Genomic DNA, 19552 nt, shown 5'->3' with positions numbered 1-19552 from the left:
AAAGATGAACTGATTGATGAATGACCGTACATGTATCCTGACAAGAAAAAGTGGTGATGCTCACGAGCTTATCCGCTTTGTTGCCGGACCTGACGGTCATCTTGTGCCTGATATCAAAGCCGATTTGCCGGGGCGGGGAGCCTGGATTTCCGCCTCGAAATCTGTTCTTGAAGAAGCAATAAAACGCAAGGCTTTTACACATAGCCTGAAGACTGATATTATCGTGGATCAGGGGCTTGTCGAACTTGTGGACAAACTTTTGGTCAAAGCGGCACTCGGTCGTCTTGCTCTGGCTCGAAAGGCGGGTGCTGTTGTCACCGGTGCAACCAAAGTTGAACAGGCAATACGTTCAGGTGAAGCATGTCTTGTTTTACATTCGAAAGAAGCCGCTTTTGATGGTAAACGCAAGATTGAACAAGCAATTTACTCGGTCAAGCGACCGGATAAGCAAGACATTCCGGTTGTAACTTTATTCAACAGTGATGAAATGGGTGTGGCTTTTGGTGATAATCCTGTGGTACATGCTGCATTATTGAATTTGAAGCTTGCACAAGGATTCATCAAAACAGTGCAAAGACTTGTTGCCTACCGCGACGGGAAGCACTAGGCCGGAAAAGAAGACGGTAGAAGCCGTGAAGGAAACGGAATGACGGAAAACAATAACGACAAGAAAACAGCCAAGAAAACGCTGACCTTGAAACTCCCGGGGATTGAAACCAGTACAGTCAAGCAGAATTTCAGTCACGGACGTACAAAGGCGGTCGTTGTCGAAACGAAACGGCGCAAGATTACCCGTCCGGATGAAAAGGTCGAAGTCAAGCACGTTGTGACCAAACCGCGTGTCGCCCAGACAGCGAAGCCACGTACAGAAACGGCTCCCAAAGTTTCCTTGCAGCACCCGCATAGCAATCTTTCCTCGGCTGAAATGGAAGCACGTATGCGTGCACTGGAAGAAGCCCGTCTTCACGCCGAAGAACAACATAAGCTCGAGGAAGAAGAGCATAAACGTGCTCAGGAAGAAGCCAAGCGTCGTCAGGCGGAAGAAGCAAAACGCGCTAAAGAGCGCGAAGAACTTTTACGCAAGCAGGCGGAAGAGGATGCAAAAGCTCGTGCGGCTCATGAAGCTGAAAAAACTGAAGCTCACAAGCCGGAAGTTAAAAAGCATGAAGTCCATAAGGTCAAGGATGGCTATCGTCCTAAAACCGACAAGCAGGCGGCCAACCGACCGATTGAACTTGATATTGCACCCGTTACCAAACAACGTGCAGCGGCTCCTGTCGCAAAACGTAATATTGTTGATGATGACGAGGATGATCGTCGCTCGCGTCGTGGCGGTGGCAATAAATCCGAGGTACGTGCTCCAAAAGCAGTAAAGGGTGGCGAACAGCGCCGCCGCAGCAAACTGACATTGAGCAGTGCACTTGACGAGGAAGGCAATTCACGTGGCCGTTCAATGGCTGCTATGCGTCGGCGCCAAGAAAAATTCAAACGCTCGCAGATGCAGGAACCGCGCGAAAAGATTTCCCGCGAAGTGACAATTCCTGAAACCATTACTATTCAGGAACTCGCCCAACGTATGACCGAACGCTCTGTCGACGTCATCAAATATCTGATGAAACAGGGGCAGATGTTGAAGCCCGGTGATGTGATTGATGCGGATATGGCGCAATTGATTGCAGAAGAATTCGGCCACACGGTAAAACGCGTTGCTGAATCGGATGTTGAAGAAGGTCTCTTCAATGTTCCCGATGATCCGGCAAAGCTCAAACCGCGCCCACCTGTCGTTACCATTATGGGGCACGTCGACCACGGCAAGACATCGCTTCTTGATGCCATCCGTCATGCCAATGTTGTGGCTGGTGAAGCGGGTGGTATCACCCAGCATATCGGCGCCTATCAGGTCGAACAGAAGGGACAGAAGATCACCTTTATCGATACACCGGGACATGCGGCCTTTACGGCGATGCGTGCCCGTGGTGCGCAGGTGACCGATATTGCGGTTCTGGTTGTTGCAGCTGACGACAGTGTCATGCCGCAAACGATTGAATCCATTCACCATGCAAAAGCTGCCGGTGTGCCGATTATTGTTGCCATCAACAAGATTGATAAACCGGCTGCCGATCCGCAAAAGGTCAGAACCGAATTGTTGCAGCATGAAGTTTTCGTCGAAAGCATGGGCGGTGACACACTGGAAGTGGAAGTTTCGGCAAAAACCGGCAAGAATATCGACAAGCTTCTTGAAGCAATTTTGTTACAGGCGGAAATTCTCGACTTGAAAGCCGATCCTGATCGTACGGCCGAAGGTGTTGTTATCGAAGCACAGCTTGATCGCGGTCGCGGTGCCGTTGCAACGGTTCTGATCCAGAAAGGCACATTGCATCCTTCCGACATTATCGTTGCCGGCAATGAATGGGGACGTGTTCGTGCCCTTATCAATGACCGTGGCGCCCATATCAAAGCGGCAACTCCGTCAATGCCGGTTGAAGTTCTCGGTATGCAAGGCACACCGCAGGCTGGTGACCGTTTTGCAGTTGTCGCCAATGAAGCACAGGCACGCGAGATTGCCGAATATCGTCAGCGTCTTGCCCGTGAGAAGGCAGTTGCGCGGCAGGCAGGCTCGCGCGGTTCGCTTGAACAGATGATGAACCGGATGCAGACGAGCGGCATGAAAGAATTTCCTCTGGTCATCAAAGGGGATGTTCAGGGCTCTGTCGAAGCCATTACCTCAGCGCTTGAAAAACTCGGTAATGACGAAGTGCGCGCCCACATTGTCCATGCCGCTCCCGGTGGTATTACGGAAAGCGATGTATCATTGGCTGCAGCATCCAATGCTGCCATTATCGGCTTTAACGTTCGTGCCAATAGTCAGGCACGTGATGCAGCCGAAGCCCAAGGCATCGAAATTCGTTATTACAATATCATTTATGATCTTGTTGACGATGTGAAGGCAGCAATGTCGGGCATGTTGACGCCGGAACGGCGCGAAACTTTCCTTGGCAATGCAGAGATTATCGAAGTCTTCAACATTTCCAAAGTTGGAAAGGTCGCAGGTTGCCGTGTTACGGAAGGCAAGATGGAGCGTGGCGAGGGTGTCCGCCTTATCCGTGATCATGTTGTTGTCCATGAAGGCAAGCTCAAGACTTTGAAACGCTTTAAAGATGAGGTTGCCGAAGTTCCTGCCGGTCAGGAATGCGGTATGGCCTTCGAGAATTACGATGATATTCGCGTTGGAGATATTATCGAAGCGTTCCGCGTTGAAACCGTTAAACGCTCGCTCTAATTCAACATATGTTTGGCCATATTATTGAAAGATATGGCCAAACGGAAAATCCCGTCTGATGAACGAAAGTTGCGCCGGTTTTCGAGTGGTGGTTGGCCGCTTTAATTCGATGCGAATTGATCGTTCGGCAAGATTTCGGGGGATTGATCTTAAAAATATGCGCCCGAAAAATCAAAGGTAGTAGCTATGAAACATGCTGGTCCGTCCCAAAGGCAATTGCGTGTCGGTGAACAGGTTCGCCATGCTCTTGCTTCCATCTTCCAGCGCGGAGTTATTCTGGATCCGGTACTTGACGGTGTTGTGCTTAGTGCAACCGAAGTCAGTATGTCTCCGGATTTACGCGTTGCAACCTGTTTTGTCGCCCCACTTGCCGATGCTGATGCAGAAGAGGTTGTAAAAGCGCTTAATCATCACGCGAGATTTATTCGCGGCGAGTTGGGGCCCCAGTTGCGGCAATTGAGATATATGCCGGAATTCCGTTTCAAGGTGGATACGAGTTTTGACAATTTTGCAAAAATCGATGCCTTGTTGCATTCGCCGGAAGTGGCCCGTGATCTTCATCACGATGACGAGGAAAAGGAATAGAATTTTATGGCGCGTCAGCGAAAGAAAAAAGGCCGTCCGGTTTCGGGCTGGGTGATTCTCGATAAGCCGGAGGGCATGGGGTCGACCGAGGCCGTTTCCAAAATCAAATGGCTGTTTCAGGCCGAAAAAGCCGGTCACGCCGGAACACTTGACCCGCTTGCTTCGGGCATGTTGCCAATTGCTTTGGGAGAAGCCACAAAAACTGTTCCCTATGTTGTTGATGGTACAAAGGTTTACCGCTTTACAGTTTCCTGGGGTGAAGAACACAATACCGATGACATGGAAGGTGTAATCACAAAAACTTCCGCCAAGCGCCCGGTCAAAGAGGAAATAATATCGATTTTGCCTCATTATATTGGCACAATCCTGCAAACCCCGCCGCAATTTTCTGCCATCAAGATTGATGGCAATCGTGCGTATGATCTGGCACGTGAAGGTGAAAAAATCGAAATTCCAGCACGTGAAGTTGAAATCGACAGCCTCGAACTCATTGATATGACACCGGAAGGCAATGCGATTTTCGAGGTGGAATGCGGTAAAGGGACTTATGTGCGTGCTCTTGCTCGCGACATGGGAAGAGAACTCGGGTGCTATGGCTATATTGCTAATTTGCGGCGCATCGAAGTTTCGCCTTTCGTCGAAGATGATTTTGTTAGCCTTGAAGATTTGGAGGCTGCAGCGCCGGATAGAGGTGAGGCCGACGAGAATGGCATCTATCCGCCACGCGATTTCTCGGCTCTGGATGAACTTTTGATCGAAACTGGTGCAGCACTCGAATTTCTGCCCCAATATCCCTTAAGTGATGAACAGGCTTATCGTGTGCGAATGGGAAACCCCGTTTTATTGCGCGGGCGTGACGCACCTGTTGATGAAGATGAGGTTTGTGCAACGCATAAGGGAAAATTGCTGGCAATCGGTATGATCGAAAAAGGCCAGTTCAAGCCCAAGCGTGTTTTCACAATCGGCTGATTTCATAAAAAACTAAAAAAGATAGGTGTTTCGCCATCGGCCCATTTAACGAATTTTAGTCAATGGGTGTTTTTTTGGGGGCGGAAATAGTTGATTTTGTCGGAGCAGGCTCCGGCAAACACCGGCTATCCGGCTTGTTACAACTCTCGCCAATAATTTTGCCAAAACATCAGATAGTTCGACACCCAATTTGTGTTTCACAATCGATATTTTGCACATATGTCGGCTTACCAAAAACTGTCCTTTTGAAGGATATAATAATCTGTTGAGAGGGTGGGACAGTAAATTGAGAAGAAACAGAATTATCAATTAAGCCGACCATACCTCCCCATATTCAAAATATTAATTTAAAAAACCGAATTCAGTGTTTGCTCGCTGCAGATATATTGTAGATGTAGCTTTAGACAGGGGTAGAATTGGAAACAAGGATGGAATTGGCAAATATGCTGTTTTCCTTGACGTACCGATTCCGGATTATCATCAAAATCGGAGAAGGGGCGGACAACAAGTTATGTGGCGCTCGACCAGTTTTTAAAAAGCACGCTTATTTATTTTCTCGTTAGATACCGGTTCAGTGCAGATGATGGGCCGAGTGCTTGACTTGTATCTGGTTGGCTTCCGGCACAGTGTGACGTTCGATCATGCGGTGAACGCGCATGCCTTCCGGAATTTCGCTCAGCTTGCGAAGTTTTTCTGTTACGTCGGCATCGGCTTTGGTGCGGCGGCGATTGTGCCTCAAATAATCCACCCACGTCGTCATATGGTAGGTTTCAACCCAGCGGTTCGGGTGTTCGAGATCACGCAATAGCGTCCATTGCCTGGCACCGTCACGCAGTCTGATGCGACGCCTCAACGACATTGTTTCAAGAAATTCCGGAATGTTCTCGTCCTTGATTTCGTAGTCGATCAGAATCATGATCGGGCCGCTTCTGGCCTGAAGGTCGAGATGCAATTCCGGTTCGCGGAATTGATCAAGCGGGTCAAGGTTGATGCTCGGTATTTCAAAGATGGTGAATTTAAATCCCATCAATGCACCAACAATAAGGAATGCAGCACATATATAAAGCGCAATGACGGGCGAATAATTGTCAGCAAGACTTCCCCATAACCAGCTTCCGACGGCCATGCCACCAAAAGATGATGTCTGATAAAGAGCCAAGGCTCGTGAAACAACCCAGCGAGGTGTTGATAATTGCACTGAAACATTAAAGAGCGAAAGTGCCAGAACCCAACACATGCCGGCCGGAAAAAGGACAATATGGGCAATGATTGACGAGTCACTCAAAGCGAGCAACAGACAAGATAGCGCATAGCCGATGAATGAACCGGCAACAATCGCTTCCGAGGGAAAGCGCCGCCTTACCCAGGAATTGATAATGCCGGCAGCAATAGCTCCCACGCCGAAAGAACCAAGCAATGTTCCGTAAATGAGCGCCCCGCCATCAAGCTTTTCGTGGGCAATAATGGGAAGAAGTGCAAGAACCGATATCGCACCAAGGCCGAACATGAAGGCCCGCGTCATGATGTTTAAAAGATGCGGTGACATGAAAACATAACGTAAGCCGTCAGACATTGCTGCGACGAGTCTTTCGCGCGGCAAACCGTTATTTGCGTAATCGGGTTTCCAGAAAAACAGCGCACCAAGAAGCGGAATATAGCTGAAAGCATTGACGACGAAAGCTGCCGCGCCACCAAAGGCCGCAACAATTGCACCGCCGGTTGCAGGCCCGACACTGCGCATCAAATTGAAGCCGACACTATTTAATGTGACCGCCGCAGAAATATCTTCACGCGGCACAATATCTCCCACCGTTGCTTGCCAAGGGGGGTTATAAAGAGCCGAGCCACAGCCGATCAGAAATGTAAAGGCGAGAAGGAGCCACGGCGTCAAGAGACCGAAACAGGTGAGAACGGCAAGGAGAACTGAAACAGCCATCATCATCAATTGCGCGGTAATCATGATCTGCCGACGGTTGAAATTATCGGCAAGAGCACCGGCGAGAAGCGAAAAAATCACAACCGGTAATGTGTTGGCGCCCTGAACAAGCCCCACCATTGAATGGGACGTGCTGATTAATGTCATAATCCAGCCGGCCCCGACTGTCTGGATAAGCCCACCCAGATTTGAAACAAGCGTTGCCGCCCACAGACTTCTGAAAGCCTGGCTTTTGAATGGCGCAAGTGTCGAGCTTTTTTGCTGCATCGGTTCCCGGAAATTGGACTTTTATTGCACCCAATCTAAGTGAGCGCCGTTGAAGCCGCAAGTGTCAAGTAACGTCATTCCAATCGGCTTGTGAAAATCTGCACACTTATTGTTATCAACAATGCCTGATTACGCTATTCGACTATAAGAGAATGCTTGTATATTTTTGAGATATTGAGAGAGAAATTATTTTATTCAAAAAGAACTGGAAACCGAATTCGGTAAGTAAATGCTTTTATTTCAAAGAGAATTCGTGAAGAGTGGCAGATAATAGCTTTTTCTGCTCATTGTCTACGTTTTTGCTAATTGCCTGAATTCTCATTGTTTGCGAGAGAAAGAGAATAGCAAAGCGAAAATAGTCGAAAACTTTAGTGAACAAAAGGTAGGACTAGTAATTCAAGTATAATTCCTATATATGAAGCCACCGTGCATGTGCTTTTTGCATTTGCCGATTCATAGACCCTAGCTGGACGACATCCCGGCCGGGGCGTCTTCAATGTCCCACTTTTTTTGAAAGGATGAACCGATGTCGATTACTGCTGAACGTAAACAGGCTTTGATCAAAGAATATGCAACCAAGGAAGGCGATACAGGTTCGCCGGAAGTACAGGTTGCTATTTTGTCTGAACGTATTGCCAATTTGACCGAGCATTTCAAATCCCACAAAAAGGATAACCATTCCCGCCGTGGTCTTTTGAAACTTGTTTCCCAACGCCGTCGCCTTCTCGATTACCTTAACGGTGTCGATGAAAAGCGTTACCAGTCGTTGATTTCCAAGCTCGGCTTGCGTCGCTAAACAATCAAGGCGGGAAATTATGTGGTTTCCCGCCTTTCAATTTCGACAACTTGAAAAAGCTGGCGAAAAAGAGGAACCGTCATGGGGCAGGATTGCCGGTCGCATCGGGAAAGAAGTCGGATGCGCCTCGTTGTCTTGCCCATGGCATGACCAAAGAACTGAACCGTTAACAAGGTGAAGGTACCTTTTACGGTTAATCAAGGACAAGAAATGTTTTTTAACACTCATAAAGTAGAGATTGACTGGGCAGGCCGCCCGCTGACTCTTGAAACAGGCAAAATTGCGCGTCAGGCTGATGGTGCAGTTATGGCAACTTACGGCGAAACAATCGTTCTCGCCACGGTGGTTTCTGAAAAGGAACCCAAACCCGGGCAGGATTTTTTCCCGCTCACAGTCAATTATCAGGAAAAGACTTATGCAGCCGGTAAAATACCGGGTGGTTATTTCAAACGCGAAGGTCGTCCGAGCGAAGGCGAAACATTGATTTCACGTTTGATCGACCGTCCGATCCGCCCGCTTTTTGCCGAAGGCTACAAAAACGAAACACAGGTCATCATCACTGTTTTGCAACATGACCTTGAAAACAACCCCGATATTTTGTCAATGATCGCAGCTTCGGCTGCCCTGACCCTTTCGGGTGTTCCGTTCATGGGGCCGATTGGTGGGGCACGCGTTGGTTATATCAACGGCAAATATGTGCTGAACCCGAATATCGACGAAATGCCGGAATCGAAGCTTGATCTCGTCGTTGCTGGCACATCCGATGCTGTTTTGATGGTTGAATCGGAAGCACAGGAACTCAGCGAAGATGTTATGCTCGGTGCTGTTATTTTCGGTCATAACGGTTTCAAACCGGTTATCGATGCAATTATCAAGCTTGCCGAAGTTGCTGCCAAGGAACCGCGCGAATTTGTTCCGGAAGATCTGAGTGATCTGGAAAAGAAGATGCTCAAATTCGCCGAAAAGGATCTGCGTAAGGCCTATCAACTTACCGACAAGCAGGAACGTTATGCTGCTGTTGATGCGGTGAAAGCCAAGGTTGACGCGAAATTCATGCCGGAAGGCGAAGAAGAACCGGAATATAATTCGGAAGAAATCGCAACAGTTTTCAAGCATTTGCAGGCAAAAATTGTCCGCTGGAATATTCTTGATAACGGCAGCCGTATTGATGGTCGTGATTTGAAAACAGTCCGTCCGATTTATACGGAAGTCGGCATTTTGCCGCGCACCCACGGTTCTGCATTGTTTACCCGTGGTGAAACACAGGCAGTCGTTGTTGCAACATTGGGAACCGGTGAAGACGAACAATATATCGACTCGCTCACCGGAATGTATAAGGAAACCTTCCTTCTCCATTATAACTTCCCGCCATTTTCAGTTGGTGAAACCGGCCGTATCGGTTCTCCGGGGCGTCGTGAAATCGGTCATGGAAAGCTTGCATGGCGTGCAATCCATCCGATGCTTCCCTCGCAGGAAAGTTTCCCCTACACAATCCGCGCCGTTTCGGAAATTACCGAATCTAACGGCTCGTCGTCCATGGCAACCGTTTGCGGTACATCCTTGGCGTTGATGGATGCGGGCGTTCCGCTGCAGCATCCTGTCGCCGGTATTGCTATGGGGCTCATCAAGGAAGGCGACCGTTATGCGATCCTTTCCGATATTCTTGGTGATGAAGACCACCTTGGCGATATGGATTTCAAGGTTGCCGGTACGGAAAATGGTGTCACAGCCTTGCAGATGGATATCAAGATCAACGGCATTACCGAAGACATCATGAAAGTTGCTCTCGGACAGGCAAAAGAAGGTCGTATCCATATTCTTGGTGAAATGGCCAAAGCCTTGACCGGCGCACGTTCCGAACTGGGTGAATATGCTCCGCGTATCGAGATGATGAATATTCCGGTCGACAAGATCCGCGATGTTATCGGTTCCGGCGGTAAGGTTATCCGCGAGATTACCGAGCAAACCGGTGCCAAGATCAATATCGAAGATGACGGCACAATCAAAATTGCATCTTCCGATGCCAAAACAATTGAAGCTGCCAAACGCTGGATCCATTCCATCGTCGATGAGCCGGAAGTTGGCCAGATCTATCAGGGTACTGTTGTGAAAACAGCCGATTTCGGTGCTTTCGTCAACTTCTTTGGTCCGCGTGATGGATTGGTTCATATTTCACAATTGGCTCCCGAACGCGTTAACAAGACAACCGATGTTGTCAAGGAAGGGCAGAAGGTTTGGGTCAAACTCATGGGATTTGACGATCGTGGCAAAGTTCGCCTGTCGATGAAAGTTGTCGATCAGGAAACAGGGCAGGAAATCCCGCGCGAAGAAACCCCAAAGTCTGAAGATGCCGACCATGCCGAAAAACATGGAAAGCATGAAAAGACTGAAAAACACCATGACGACAATGGTGAAAAGAGTGAAAAACACGATAAAGGCGAAAAGGATGAAAAATCCGATAAGCCCGAAAAGAAACATCGTCGCAAGAAGAATGCTGATAAAGACAAAGAGTAGTCTTTGGAATTCAGAATTCTGAAAAATCGGAAAGCCGCTTTTATGAGCGGCTTTTTGTTTGACAATTCTAACCCCATATCTCTCTTGAATTGAGCCTCTTCCGCAATGCACGAGACAGATTAATCTTTAGGCTGTTTCGTAAAATTTGCAGGTAAAGCATTTTTAAAAAGTGCAAAACTACGAAACGACTGGCAATGCGAGTGACAGAATTCGCCTATCAAGGATAAGCGAAAATTCCTGCACATTTTCTCGAATGGATAGTGTGTAGTCACCCTAGTTACGATTTTAAAATTGCACCTTTTTCAGTAGGACGATAAAGGAGAAATATGTGGCTTTCTTAAAAAGCGAATTTAAAAAAGCGAGCTTGAAATGTCGGTTTTCTTGCCTTTTCGTCAGGGTGTTATCGGACTCCCGCAACCGGATAATTTCTGGTGTGCTTTCGGTTTGACAGAAAAACCGGAAAAAGAGTGGGTCAAATCAATCGAAATTATCCAGCCTTGGCGGGCAGATTTTTTGAATTTTCAGGAAGCCGGTTTCAAATGTTTGCCCGAAATGTCTGATGAAAAGAAGATATTTTCTGGTGGTTTGCTAGAACTTAACAAGCATAAAAAATTTAACCAGAACCGTTTTCTTACGCTTTTGCGCGTGGTGAAAGCCGGTGGCACAATTGTGGTAAGCGGGGATAAATCTTCCGGCGCTTCATCTTTTATGAAATGGGTTAATGTCATTGTTCCGGTAGAACAAAAGCTTTCAAAAGCGCATGGAATTGTTTTCTGGTTGACTGTGCCTGAAGAGCTTGATGAAAAATTGCTGGAAACGCTCATTGAACGTCCACAGTCATTTGATGACGGTTTTACAACACAAGCAGGCATGTTTTCGAATGGACGCATTGACCAAGGTTCGCAAATGTTGGTCAAATATATGGATAGAGTTGTCTTCGGCAAGACGGCCGATTTTGGTGCCGGCTGGGGCTATCTTTCCTATGAAGCGATAAAGGAGGCTAAAAAGCTCGGCGAGCTTGATCTTTATGAGGCCGACTACAATTCCCTTGCTGCTGCAAAAATGCATCTGGGCAGGCTCTCTAATCGAATAACGATTGATTATCTGTGGCAGGATATTACACGCGAGCCGATTGAAAGAATTTATGATACAATTTTGTCAAATCCGCCATTTCATGACGGACGCGCGGCAGATGTCTCGCTCGGACAAAAATTCATCGAAACTGCTGCTCGACGGTTAAAACCGGGAGGGTGTTTTCTCATGGTGGCCAATCGGCAATTGCCCTATGAAGCGACTTTGCAAAAATGTTTCCGAAAAGTTTTGGTTCTGGAAGAGCAGAACGGATTTAAAGTGATTGAAGCGCGTAAATAACGTTTTAAAGGAAGGCACGCAGGGAAGAGTAAAAAAATACATCCCTAATTGACCGAACGCTCGTCGGAGTTGTCGTGACTGGCTATTTAGCGCCAAGTCAGGAAAAAGAAAATCCAACCGATCAAAAGACAAAATAGTGAATAAAACACGAATTTTAAAACGCCAATTCGCTAACAGTGAGAGATTTGAAAAATCCGACCAAACGGAATTCACCAATTGCTCTGACAACAAATACAATTGCCAATAGCGTTCCGACCGACTTTAGCGCCCGAGGCTGTACTTTTATAAACGGATGTCTGAGCACGAGGGTAAATGCAGCAATCAATGTCGGCATAACAATGACAATGCTCGCCCGTCGGTTGGTGTGAAGGCCGGTTTATTCACGATACGGGAATAATTTTTAGAAGCGGAGTTGCCGGGGCTGAAAGCCTGTTAAGAATGGCGAATTGAAAGGAAGAGCATCAGTAGAGCAATAAACGTGTTCAAAGCATATGCCACCAATCCCGAAAATAGAACGCGGCGAAAATTACTCGCCGCGTGATTCTTCACTCTCTTTGAGTTCTTCCAATATCGGCGTAGACATAATATTATAGCCGCAATCGACATAATGAATGTCACCGGTAACGCCGGAAGCAAGATCAGAGAGAAGATAAAGAGCCGATTTTCCGATTTCCTCGATATCGACTGTGCGCCGCAAAGGTGCATTGCGTTTCTGATAGGAGAAGATAGCTCGTGCCGCACCGATACCATTACCGGCGAGCGTGCGAACAGGACCCGCAGAAATTGCATTGACGCGAATATTCTGTGGCCCGAAATCGGCTGCCAGATAACGCACCATCGATTCAAGTGCAGCTTTTGCAACGCCCATGACATTGTAATTTGGCACGACATGCTGTGACGCACCATAAGTCAAGGTCAACAATGCACCGCCGTTAGGCATCAGTCTTCCTGCACGTTGGGCAATTTCAGTGAAGGAAAAAGCCGAAATAACCATTGTCCGGCTGAAGTTTTCACGTGTTGTTACATCGACATAGCGTCCTTTGAGCTGCGATTTGTCCGAAAAACCGATCGCATGGACGACAAAGTCGAGTGTACCCCATTCTTTTTCCAGTCGATCGAAAACAGCATCGACTGAATCGATATTTTCGACATCGCATTCAAGCAGAAGCTTGGATCCGAGTTTTTCTGCCAAGGGGCGGACACGCTTTCCAAATGCATCTCCTTGATAGGTAAAAGCCAGTTCAGCCCCCGCTTGTGCGAGCTGACATGCTATTCCCCAGGCGATTGAATGGTCGTTCGCGACGCCCATTATGAGGCCGCGCTTGCCCTTCATCAAACCTTCCATCATATTCTCCGTAAGCCTGTGGCACTCTCTCAACGAAAGTGTCCGGTTTATTCGTAACGCTGGAAAACCAGCGTTGCATTGGTTCCGCCAAAGCCGAAAGTATTTGACAGGACTGTGTTCAGTTTTTGGTTATCAAGACGTTTGCGTACAATCGGCATATCCGCAAACGCCGGATCAAGCTCATCAATATGAGCACTTTCACAGATGAAATTATTTTTCATCATAAGAAGGGAATAAATTGCTTCCTGCACGCCGGCAGCTCCGAGTGAATGGCCGGTCAGCGATTTCGTTGCCGAAATTGGCGGACATGAATCACCCGAACCAAAGACCTTGCGGATGGCTTCTATTTCGGGCGGATCACCGACGGGAGTCGATGTGGCATGTGGATTGATATAATCAATTTTATTTTTGACTGTTGATAAAGCCATGCGCATGCAGCGCTCTGCCCCTTCACCTGATGGAGCTACCATATCAAAGCCATCGGATGTAGCGCCATATCCGACGATCTCGGCATATATTTTTGCACCACGTGCTTTGGCAACTTCCAGCTCTTCAAGCACCAGAACGCCGGCACCTCCGGCGATGACAAAGCCGTCACGACCGACATCATAAGCACGTGAAGCACTCTCGGGGGTTGCATTGCGTTTACTCGACATGGCGCCCATAGCGTCAAAGAGGACCGACAGCGTCCAATCAAGATCCTCGCAACCACCGGCAAAAACGCGATCCTGCTTGCCGAACTGGATCAGTTCGTAAGCATTGCCGATACAATGATTGGATGTCGCACAGGCGGAGGAAATCGAATAATTGACGCCTTTTATCTTGAAAAAGGTGGCCAATGTTGCCGAAGCAGTCGAGCTCATAGCTTTCGGCACTGCGAAGGGACCAACGCGTTTGGGCCCCTTTTGGCGTGCAATATCGGCCGAGTCGACGATTGTCCGTGTTGAAGGCCCGCCAGAGCCCATAATGATACCGGTTTTCGGATTTGAAACTTCCTCGGATGACAAGCCTGCATCGGCAATTGCCTGATCCATTGCAATATGGTTCCAGGCAGTTCCCCGCCCGTGAAAACGCATAGCACGACGATCAACCAATGCTTCAATGTCGATATGCGGCATGCCGTAAACCTGACTGCGGAACCCCAGATCTGCGTATTCCTGCGAAAAACTGATACCGGATTTCGCTTCGCGCAAACTGTTAAGGACTGCTTCAGGGTTATTCCCGATTGATGAGACAATTCCCATACCGGTTACAACTACTCGACGCATCAGTGTCTCCTTGGGTTTCCGTAAACAAAAGCTTGCAACCTTTGTTTATCTGAAAGAATGCTTGCTATTCCTTGAATAAGGCTACGCGCAAATCGGCAGCCTTATAAATTATTTCACCATCGGCTTTGACAAAACCATCGGCAATACCGAGCACAAGCCGGCCACGCATGACACGCTTGAAATCAATTCCATATTCGACAAGTTTTGTTTTCGGGGTAACCATTCCGGAAAATTTTACTTCCCCCGTCGAGATAGCGCGTCCCTTACCGGGTTCCCCCAACCAACCGAGGAAAAAACCTGTAAGTTGCCACAAGGCATCAAGCCCCAAACAGCCAGGCATGACCGGATCGCCAATAAAATGACAGGCAAAAAACCATAGATCCGGATTGATATCGAATTCGGCACGAATCAAACCTTTGTCGTGTTCACCGCCATTTTCGCTGATTTTTGTAATACGGTTGAACATCAACATTGGTGGAGCCGGCAATTGTGCGTTGCCTTTTCCGAACATTTCGCCGCGTGCGCAGCTTAAAAGCTCTTCATACGTGTAGCTAGACTTTTGTTCAGCCATTGTTACTCCATCCGTCAGCACTTTTTAACTCTTAGCGCTTTTTACGACATACTCTTAGAGCATATTCAACAATGTTGGAACCGTTTTTCGACAGTTTTTGATGACAAAACACCTTCTTCATCCATTTTATTTTTGAAATTTGCGACAAAACGCGCGTATAAGTTGAAAAACCATTTATTTAAAGATGATGATAACAATCAAGTATACTTGATTGCAAATGCTTTTCAATATATACAAGCTGTGGTAAAGATGGTGGGCATTACCAGATAACACGGGGAAAATAGTGATTTATCATTCGCTTGTGGAATTGGAAAAACGCTTACGTGAAAAGGGTTTGCGGCCGACACGACAACGCTTGGCCTTGGCGGATTTGTTGTTTTCCAAAGGTAACCGCCATATTGCCGCCGAAGAATTGCATGACGAAGCGGTCAAAGCGTCGGTACCAGTCTCACTTGCAACCGTCTATAATACTTTGCACCAATTCACCGATGCCGGACTTTTGAGGATTATTGCCGTCGAAGGTTCGAAAACCTGGTTTGACACCAATATATCCGACCACCATCATTTTTTTCTTGAAGGCGAAAATGAAATTGTCGATATCCCTTCTGGTCCTGAAGGAAAGCCGATTGTCGGCAATTTGCCCGAACCGCCGGAAGGCATGGAAATTTCGCACGTCGATCTCATCGTAAGATTGCGCCCGAAAGATTAAGTCCGACAGTAAAATACGGACTATCTTTTTACACCATATTTATGAACAGAATTCCGGTGGCATGAACCGGAACTTTTGTTGTGCTGTAAGCAAATTTATGCAGCACTTGCAGCATAAAGCATAGCCGGTTCTGTTAAAAACGGAAAACAGCGTTTTTCACTATTTTACCGAATACCTGTATCTTGTTCGGCTTCATAGTTGAGTATGTCGAAGACATGAAGGTTATTATGTTACCGAAATAACAGTATATTTTTAAAATTTTATTTTGTTGAATTAAAAACGGCAAAATCGGTAGTTTTTAGAAACTGCCCGACTATTTTCTACTCTTCATCACTATCATTATTGTCTTCGTGATTTGCTTCAATTTTTTCCCGTCGTCTTGCCCAGATTCCGGCCGTCTGCGGTTTTACGAAAAATCCGACGACTTCCGGTCTTGCCGCAGCGAGATTTCTTTCAATACGCAGAACACATTCTTCTATCTTCGGGGCTGTCAGTTTGTCCTCGAATTCGAGGCTGACATTGACAACCACCTGATTGGGACCCATCTGTTGGGTGATAATTCCGTTGACTTTCTGCACATCTGGATCGGCAGAAACAATGTTGAAAATTGCCTTTTGCACTTCGGGAAGGGCGGCCTCGCCGAGAAGTAGTCCTTTACATTCCCTTGCAAGAAAGATTGCAGTGACGGCAAGGATGACGGAAATTCCGAGCGAAGCGATACCATCAAAAATAAAATTGCCGGTAAGAATCGAGGCGGTAATGCCGCTTAAAGCAATCGCAATTCCCAAAAGTGCGGCACTATCCTCGAAAAGAATGGAAAAAACGGTTGGATCTTTGGAACGGTGAACAGCCGCCAGATAGCCGAGTTTACCTTTAGTGCGGCGAAAATGTCTCAAAGCCAAAAGCCATGACGTTCCTTCAAAGAATACTGATAGACCCAGTACAATGTAGTTGACAGTCACATTATGAATTTCCGCAGGGTTTAGAACGTGTAAAACTCCTTCAAAAAACGATACGCCGGCGCCGAGCGCAAAGACCAGCAAGGCAACGATAAAACTCCAGAAATAAAGCTCCCGTCCATGACCGAATGGATGGACCCGATCGGGGGGAATGGATGCACGTCTCAAACCATGCAGTAATAATAATTCGTTGCCGGTGTCTACAATCGAATGCACACCTTCTGACAACATTGCCGACGAACCGGTGAAAGAAGCGGCAACGAATTTGGTAAGCGCAATGAGAAGATTACCTGCGAGTGCCGCATAGATGACTGTTTTGGAACCGGAATGTGATGCCATTTAGCGAATGTCCACAATTAAAGAACGACTCGGAAAACAGGTCGGTTTCTGTCCGTGTTTTTGCTGCCATAAGCCAATGGAACGGCGGGTTTTGAAGCCCGCAAACCCATCAGCTTTGCCGATATCATATCCTTGGGATTGCAATTTTGTTTGCAAGTTCAAAACGTCCGACTGGTAAAGCTCGTCGATTTTTTGCCACGGCTCGATAAAGCCATCTTTCCCTTCAATTCCGTCCGAGACCGTGGCGATAAAAAGCGCATAAAGGTCACTCATATTATAGGATTTCAACACATAGAAATTGTCGGTTACAAGAAAGGCTGGTCCCAGACGCCCCTCAGGCATAAGGAGATAAAGTGGACGGCTTTTATCAAGCGCGGGGACATTTTTATCAGATTGCGGTAACACGCCAAGCATTTGCCATTCACTTAACATTTTGCCTTGATCGGGCCCTTCCAGAAAACAGCCGACAGTTTCGGGAACTTTGACTTCATAGCCCCAGCCGGCATTCGCCTTGTAACCGTTAAGCTTGAGGTAGTTTGCAATAGATGCGAGAGTATCCGGTGTTGACGTCCAGATATTGCGATGGCCATCACCATCAAAATCGACAGCATATTTCAAATAGGACGTTGGCATGAATTGCGGTTGACCTAAAGCCCCAGCCCACGAACTTTTCATGGAAGCCGCATCCATGTAATGGCCCTGTACAATGGACAATGCAGCAATAAGCTCGGTTTTGAACATGTCTTTTCGTGTGCTCATAAACGCTTTGGTCGCGAGAACTTCAAAAGCATTATAGGGAATTTTGACATTACCATAATTGGTTTCCCGTCCCCATATGGCAAGTGCAATCGAGGCCGGAACGCCATATTGTTTTTCTATTTTTTTTAAGGCTCCGCGGTTTTGGGATAATTGTGTTTTGCCATCGCTAATAAGATGGGCAAGTGTTTTTGCCGAAAAATAATTGGCCGGTGCGCTGAATTCGGCCTGATTCTGGCGTTTTTGCGCTTTCGGTTTTTCTCCTGGAATCACAAGGTCGGGTAATGCGAGATTGGGTGTGACTGTGGAAAGGGCTTCCGAAAATGTTCCTGCCGAAATTCCCGATTTGAGAGCGTCGTTATAAAAATCCTTGTTAAGCCAATTGTTAAATTGCCCATTGATCGCGTCCCGATCGATAGCCGGGGCATTTGCCACCAAAGCGGCAAACAGAACGATAAATGCTGTAAAAAAACCGAACGTTTTCAACATTCTTCAAAGACTCGTCCTTGCTCGTAACGCCGCAGCCAAAGTGCCGTCGTCAAGATAATCAAGTTCTCCGCCTACAGGAACGCCATGTGCCAGACGGGTAATTTTTACAGGATAGGAATGAAGTTGGTCAGTAAGATAATGGGCCGTTGTCTGGCCTTCAATCGTCGCATTGACCGCGAGAATTACTTCCTTGACATTGCCTTCAGCCACGCGGTTGACAAGGCTTGCTATGTTGAGATCATCCGGTCCGATGCCATCAAGAGGTGAAAGGTGTCCGCCCAGAACATGATATTTGACCTGCATGGTGCCCGCCCGTTCCAGCGCCCACAGATCGGAGACATCTTCGACAACAATGATCGTGGATTGATCCCGCCTCGGGTCGGTGCAAACTGAACACGGGTCGGATGTATCCACATTACCGCAGACCGAACAGATGCGTATTTTTTCGGCAGCATCCTGCATGGCAAGGCCTAGCGGCTTCAATAAAGCTTCTTTTTTCTTGATCAGGAAAAGAGCAGCCCGTCTTGCCGAACGTGGCCCAAGGCCGGGAACACGTGCAAGAAGTTGGATAAGTTTTTCTATTTCTGGACCCGCAAGATGCTTTGACATGGATAAACTCTTTTAAAAATATATATATGTAAACTTCCGGAAAATGCCAGTTGTTCACTGAAGCGGATAAGAGGGGCATATTCCTGACCGGTAGATTGGAGCAGATCATTCAAAACAAAGAATGTTTAATTAAACTGATTGCTTCAAGCAATTCTTCTTTACAGTGTTTTTCTTTATCTTCCGACAGCGTAATTTTCTGCCTCAATAACTATTTTTTGCAAAAGAAAAAAGCATTTTCGGCAAGATCGAAACATTCACCTATCACGCCGCAAGATTTAAGTTACATCCGGTTTTGAAGAAAGAATTGAACTTTCGCGCTAACTTCAATAGGCTGGCTATTGGTAATTGTTATTCAAGACAAACAAAAGCCGTTGTGCCCTCACACAGCGAAGCTTTTGTAATATCTTTTATTTTTCATCCATTATCCCTCTTTTTTAAGGGTAACAATTGATGGGAATTCATATCAGAATGGCAGTTTGAAACCGGGAGGGATCGGTAGACCGGCAGTAATTTCTTTAGTTTTTTCAGCCATTGCGTTTTCAATTTTCGCTTTGGCTTCGTTATGGGCAGCCATAATCAAGTCTTCAAGAATTTCAACTTCATCGGGTTTTACCAGTGAAGGGTCAATTTTGATTGCAGAAACGGTTCCCTGACCGGTCAAAGTTACGCTGACCAAGCCACCACCTGACGTTCCTGTTTCCTGAATATTTGCCATTTCATCCTGCATGGCTTGCATTTTTGCCTGCATTTCTTTGGCTTTTTTCATCATGCCCATCATGTCACGCATGG

At 47.1% G+C, this 19552-nt stretch carries 14 protein-coding genes and 2 pseudogenes; 8 read left to right on the top strand and 8 right to left on the bottom strand.

Translation table 11 applies throughout. The features are described from left to right. Positions 1-16 precede the first annotated feature (16 nt). The 4 genes and pseudogenes from PEB0122_RS00625 to truB all read left to right on the top strand — a co-directional run bounded on the left by PEB0122_RS00625 (position 17) and on the right by truB (position 4834). A pseudogene (locus PEB0122_RS00625) lies at positions 17-650 on the top strand (RNA-binding protein). Further along, positions 647-3280, top strand: coding sequence for a translation initiation factor IF-2 (gene infB / locus PEB0122_RS00620; protein WP_075869735.1), 2634 nt, complete (start codon positions 647-649; stop codon positions 3278-3280). Before PEB0122_RS00625 ends, infB begins: the two are co-directional and overlap by 4 nt. A 186-nt stretch (positions 3281-3466) precedes the next feature. Further along, the gene (gene rbfA, locus PEB0122_RS00615) at positions 3467-3865 is read left to right on the top strand and encodes a 30S ribosome-binding factor RbfA (RefSeq protein ID WP_075869736.1); all 399 of its coding nucleotides are present in this window, start codon (positions 3467-3469) and stop codon (positions 3863-3865) included. Positions 3866-3871: 6 nt separating this feature from the next. Beyond that, positions 3872-4834 carry a tRNA pseudouridine(55) synthase TruB gene (truB, locus tag PEB0122_RS00610; RefSeq protein WP_075869737.1) on the top strand — a complete coding sequence of 321 codons (963 nt, stop codon included), beginning with the start codon at positions 3872-3874 and terminating at the stop codon, positions 4832-4834. 571 nt (positions 4835-5405) lie between these two features. Here truB and PEB0122_RS00605 read toward each other — a convergent pair. Continuing rightward, a complete protein-coding gene (locus PEB0122_RS00605; protein WP_075869738.1) occupies positions 5406-7037 on the bottom strand; it encodes an MFS transporter in 1632 nt (543 codons plus the stop codon). 526 nt (positions 7038-7563) lie between these two features. On the opposite strand from PEB0122_RS00605, the gene rpsO reads away from it, so the two are divergent. From rpsO to PEB0122_RS00590, 3 genes and pseudogenes are all read left to right on the top strand, one after another. Then, a complete protein-coding gene (rpsO, locus tag PEB0122_RS00600; RefSeq protein ID WP_075869739.1) occupies positions 7564-7833 on the top strand; it encodes a 30S ribosomal protein S15 in 270 nt (89 codons plus the stop codon). 210 nt (positions 7834-8043) lie between these two features. Beyond that, positions 8044-10179: pseudogene (pnp, locus tag PEB0122_RS00595) on the top strand (polyribonucleotide nucleotidyltransferase); the annotation flags it as partial. 537 nt (positions 10180-10716) lie between these two features. Beyond that, entirely contained in the window at positions 10717-11718 is a 1002-nt protein-coding gene (locus PEB0122_RS00590; RefSeq protein ID WP_075915224.1) for a class I SAM-dependent methyltransferase, read from the top strand. 526 nt (positions 11719-12244) lie between these two features. On the opposite strand, the gene fabI is transcribed toward PEB0122_RS00590, so the two are convergent. From fabI to fabA, 3 genes are all read right to left on the bottom strand, one after another. Next, positions 12245-13063, bottom strand: coding sequence for an enoyl-ACP reductase FabI (gene fabI, locus PEB0122_RS00580; protein ID WP_075869743.1), 819 nt, complete (start codon positions 13061-13063; stop codon positions 12245-12247). Positions 13064-13110: 47 nt separating this feature from the next. Then, entirely contained in the window at positions 13111-14331 is a 1221-nt protein-coding gene (fabB, locus tag PEB0122_RS00575; protein WP_075869744.1) for a beta-ketoacyl-ACP synthase I, read from the bottom strand. Positions 14332-14395: 64 nt separating this feature from the next. Beyond that, the gene (fabA, locus tag PEB0122_RS00570; RefSeq protein ID WP_075869745.1) at positions 14396-14902 is read right to left on the bottom strand and encodes a 3-hydroxyacyl-[acyl-carrier-protein] dehydratase FabA; all 507 of its coding nucleotides are present in this window, start codon (positions 14900-14902) and stop codon (positions 14396-14398) included. 283 nt (positions 14903-15185) lie between these two features. On the opposite strand from fabA, the gene irrA reads away from it, so the two are divergent. After that, positions 15186-15611, top strand: a complete 426-nt coding sequence (gene irrA / locus PEB0122_RS00565; RefSeq protein ID WP_075913574.1) for an iron response transcriptional regulator IrrA — start codon at positions 15186-15188, stop codon at positions 15609-15611. A gap of 320 nt (positions 15612-15931) precedes the next feature. Here irrA and PEB0122_RS00560 read toward each other — a convergent pair whose 3' ends face one another. From PEB0122_RS00560 to PEB0122_RS00545, 4 genes are all read right to left on the bottom strand, one after another. Next, the gene (locus PEB0122_RS00560) at positions 15932-16909 is read right to left on the bottom strand and encodes a cation diffusion facilitator family transporter (protein WP_075869747.1); all 978 of its coding nucleotides are present in this window, start codon (positions 16907-16909) and stop codon (positions 15932-15934) included. Then, positions 16910-18154 carry a lytic murein transglycosylase gene (locus tag PEB0122_RS00555; protein WP_075915223.1) on the bottom strand — a complete coding sequence of 415 codons (1245 nt, stop codon included), beginning with the start codon at positions 18152-18154 and terminating at the stop codon, positions 16910-16912. A gap of 3 nt (positions 18155-18157) precedes the next feature. Then, positions 18158-18763: a recombination mediator RecR gene (gene recR / locus PEB0122_RS00550; protein ID WP_075915222.1), complete on the bottom strand. Its 606-nt coding sequence runs from the start codon at positions 18761-18763 to the stop codon at positions 18158-18160. A gap of 463 nt (positions 18764-19226) precedes the next feature. After that, positions 19227-19550 carry a YbaB/EbfC family nucleoid-associated protein gene (locus tag PEB0122_RS00545; protein ID WP_075913571.1) on the bottom strand — a complete coding sequence of 108 codons (324 nt, stop codon included), beginning with the start codon at positions 19548-19550 and terminating at the stop codon, positions 19227-19229. Positions 19551-19552 lie beyond the last annotated feature (2 nt).

Source organism: Ditibartonella apis, assembly GCF_001952075.1.
GTDB lineage: Bacteria > Pseudomonadota > Alphaproteobacteria > Rhizobiales > Rhizobiaceae > Bartonella > Bartonella apis.
The sequence above is the reverse complement of the archived record's forward strand: the minus strand, read 5'-3'. Positions and strand labels throughout refer to the sequence as shown.

Coding starts and splice junctions, on each gene's coding strand:
- infB (WP_075869735.1), top strand. CDS start 647: ATGACGGAAAACAATAACGACAAGAAAACAGCCAAGAAAACGCTGACC.
- rbfA (WP_075869736.1), top strand. CDS start 3,467: ATGAAACATGCTGGTCCGTCCCAAAGGCAATTGCGTGTCGGTGAACAG.
- truB (WP_075869737.1), top strand. CDS start 3,872: ATGGCGCGTCAGCGAAAGAAAAAAGGCCGTCCGGTTTCGGGCTGGGTG.
- PEB0122_RS00605 (WP_075869738.1), bottom strand. CDS start 7,037: ATGCAGCAAAAAAGCTCGACACTTGCGCCATTCAAAAGCCAGGCTTTC.
- rpsO (WP_075869739.1), top strand. CDS start 7,564: ATGTCGATTACTGCTGAACGTAAACAGGCTTTGATCAAAGAATATGCA.
- PEB0122_RS00590 (WP_075915224.1), top strand. CDS start 10,717: ATGTCGGTTTTCTTGCCTTTTCGTCAGGGTGTTATCGGACTCCCGCAA.
- fabI (WP_075869743.1), bottom strand. CDS start 13,063: ATGGAAGGTTTGATGAAGGGCAAGCGCGGCCTCATAATGGGCGTCGCG.
- fabB (WP_075869744.1), bottom strand. CDS start 14,331: ATGCGTCGAGTAGTTGTAACCGGTATGGGAATTGTCTCATCAATCGGG.
- fabA (WP_075869745.1), bottom strand. CDS start 14,902: ATGGCTGAACAAAAGTCTAGCTACACGTATGAAGAGCTTTTAAGCTGC.
- PEB0122_RS00560 (WP_075869747.1), bottom strand. CDS start 16,909: ATGGCATCACATTCCGGTTCCAAAACAGTCATCTATGCGGCACTCGCA.
- PEB0122_RS00555 (WP_075915223.1), bottom strand. CDS start 18,154: ATGTTGAAAACGTTCGGTTTTTTTACAGCATTTATCGTTCTGTTTGCC.
- recR (WP_075915222.1), bottom strand. CDS start 18,763: ATGTCAAAGCATCTTGCGGGTCCAGAAATAGAAAAACTTATCCAACTT.
- PEB0122_RS00545 (WP_075913571.1), bottom strand. CDS start 19,550: ATGCGTGACATGATGGGCATGATGAAAAAAGCCAAAGAAATGCAGGCA.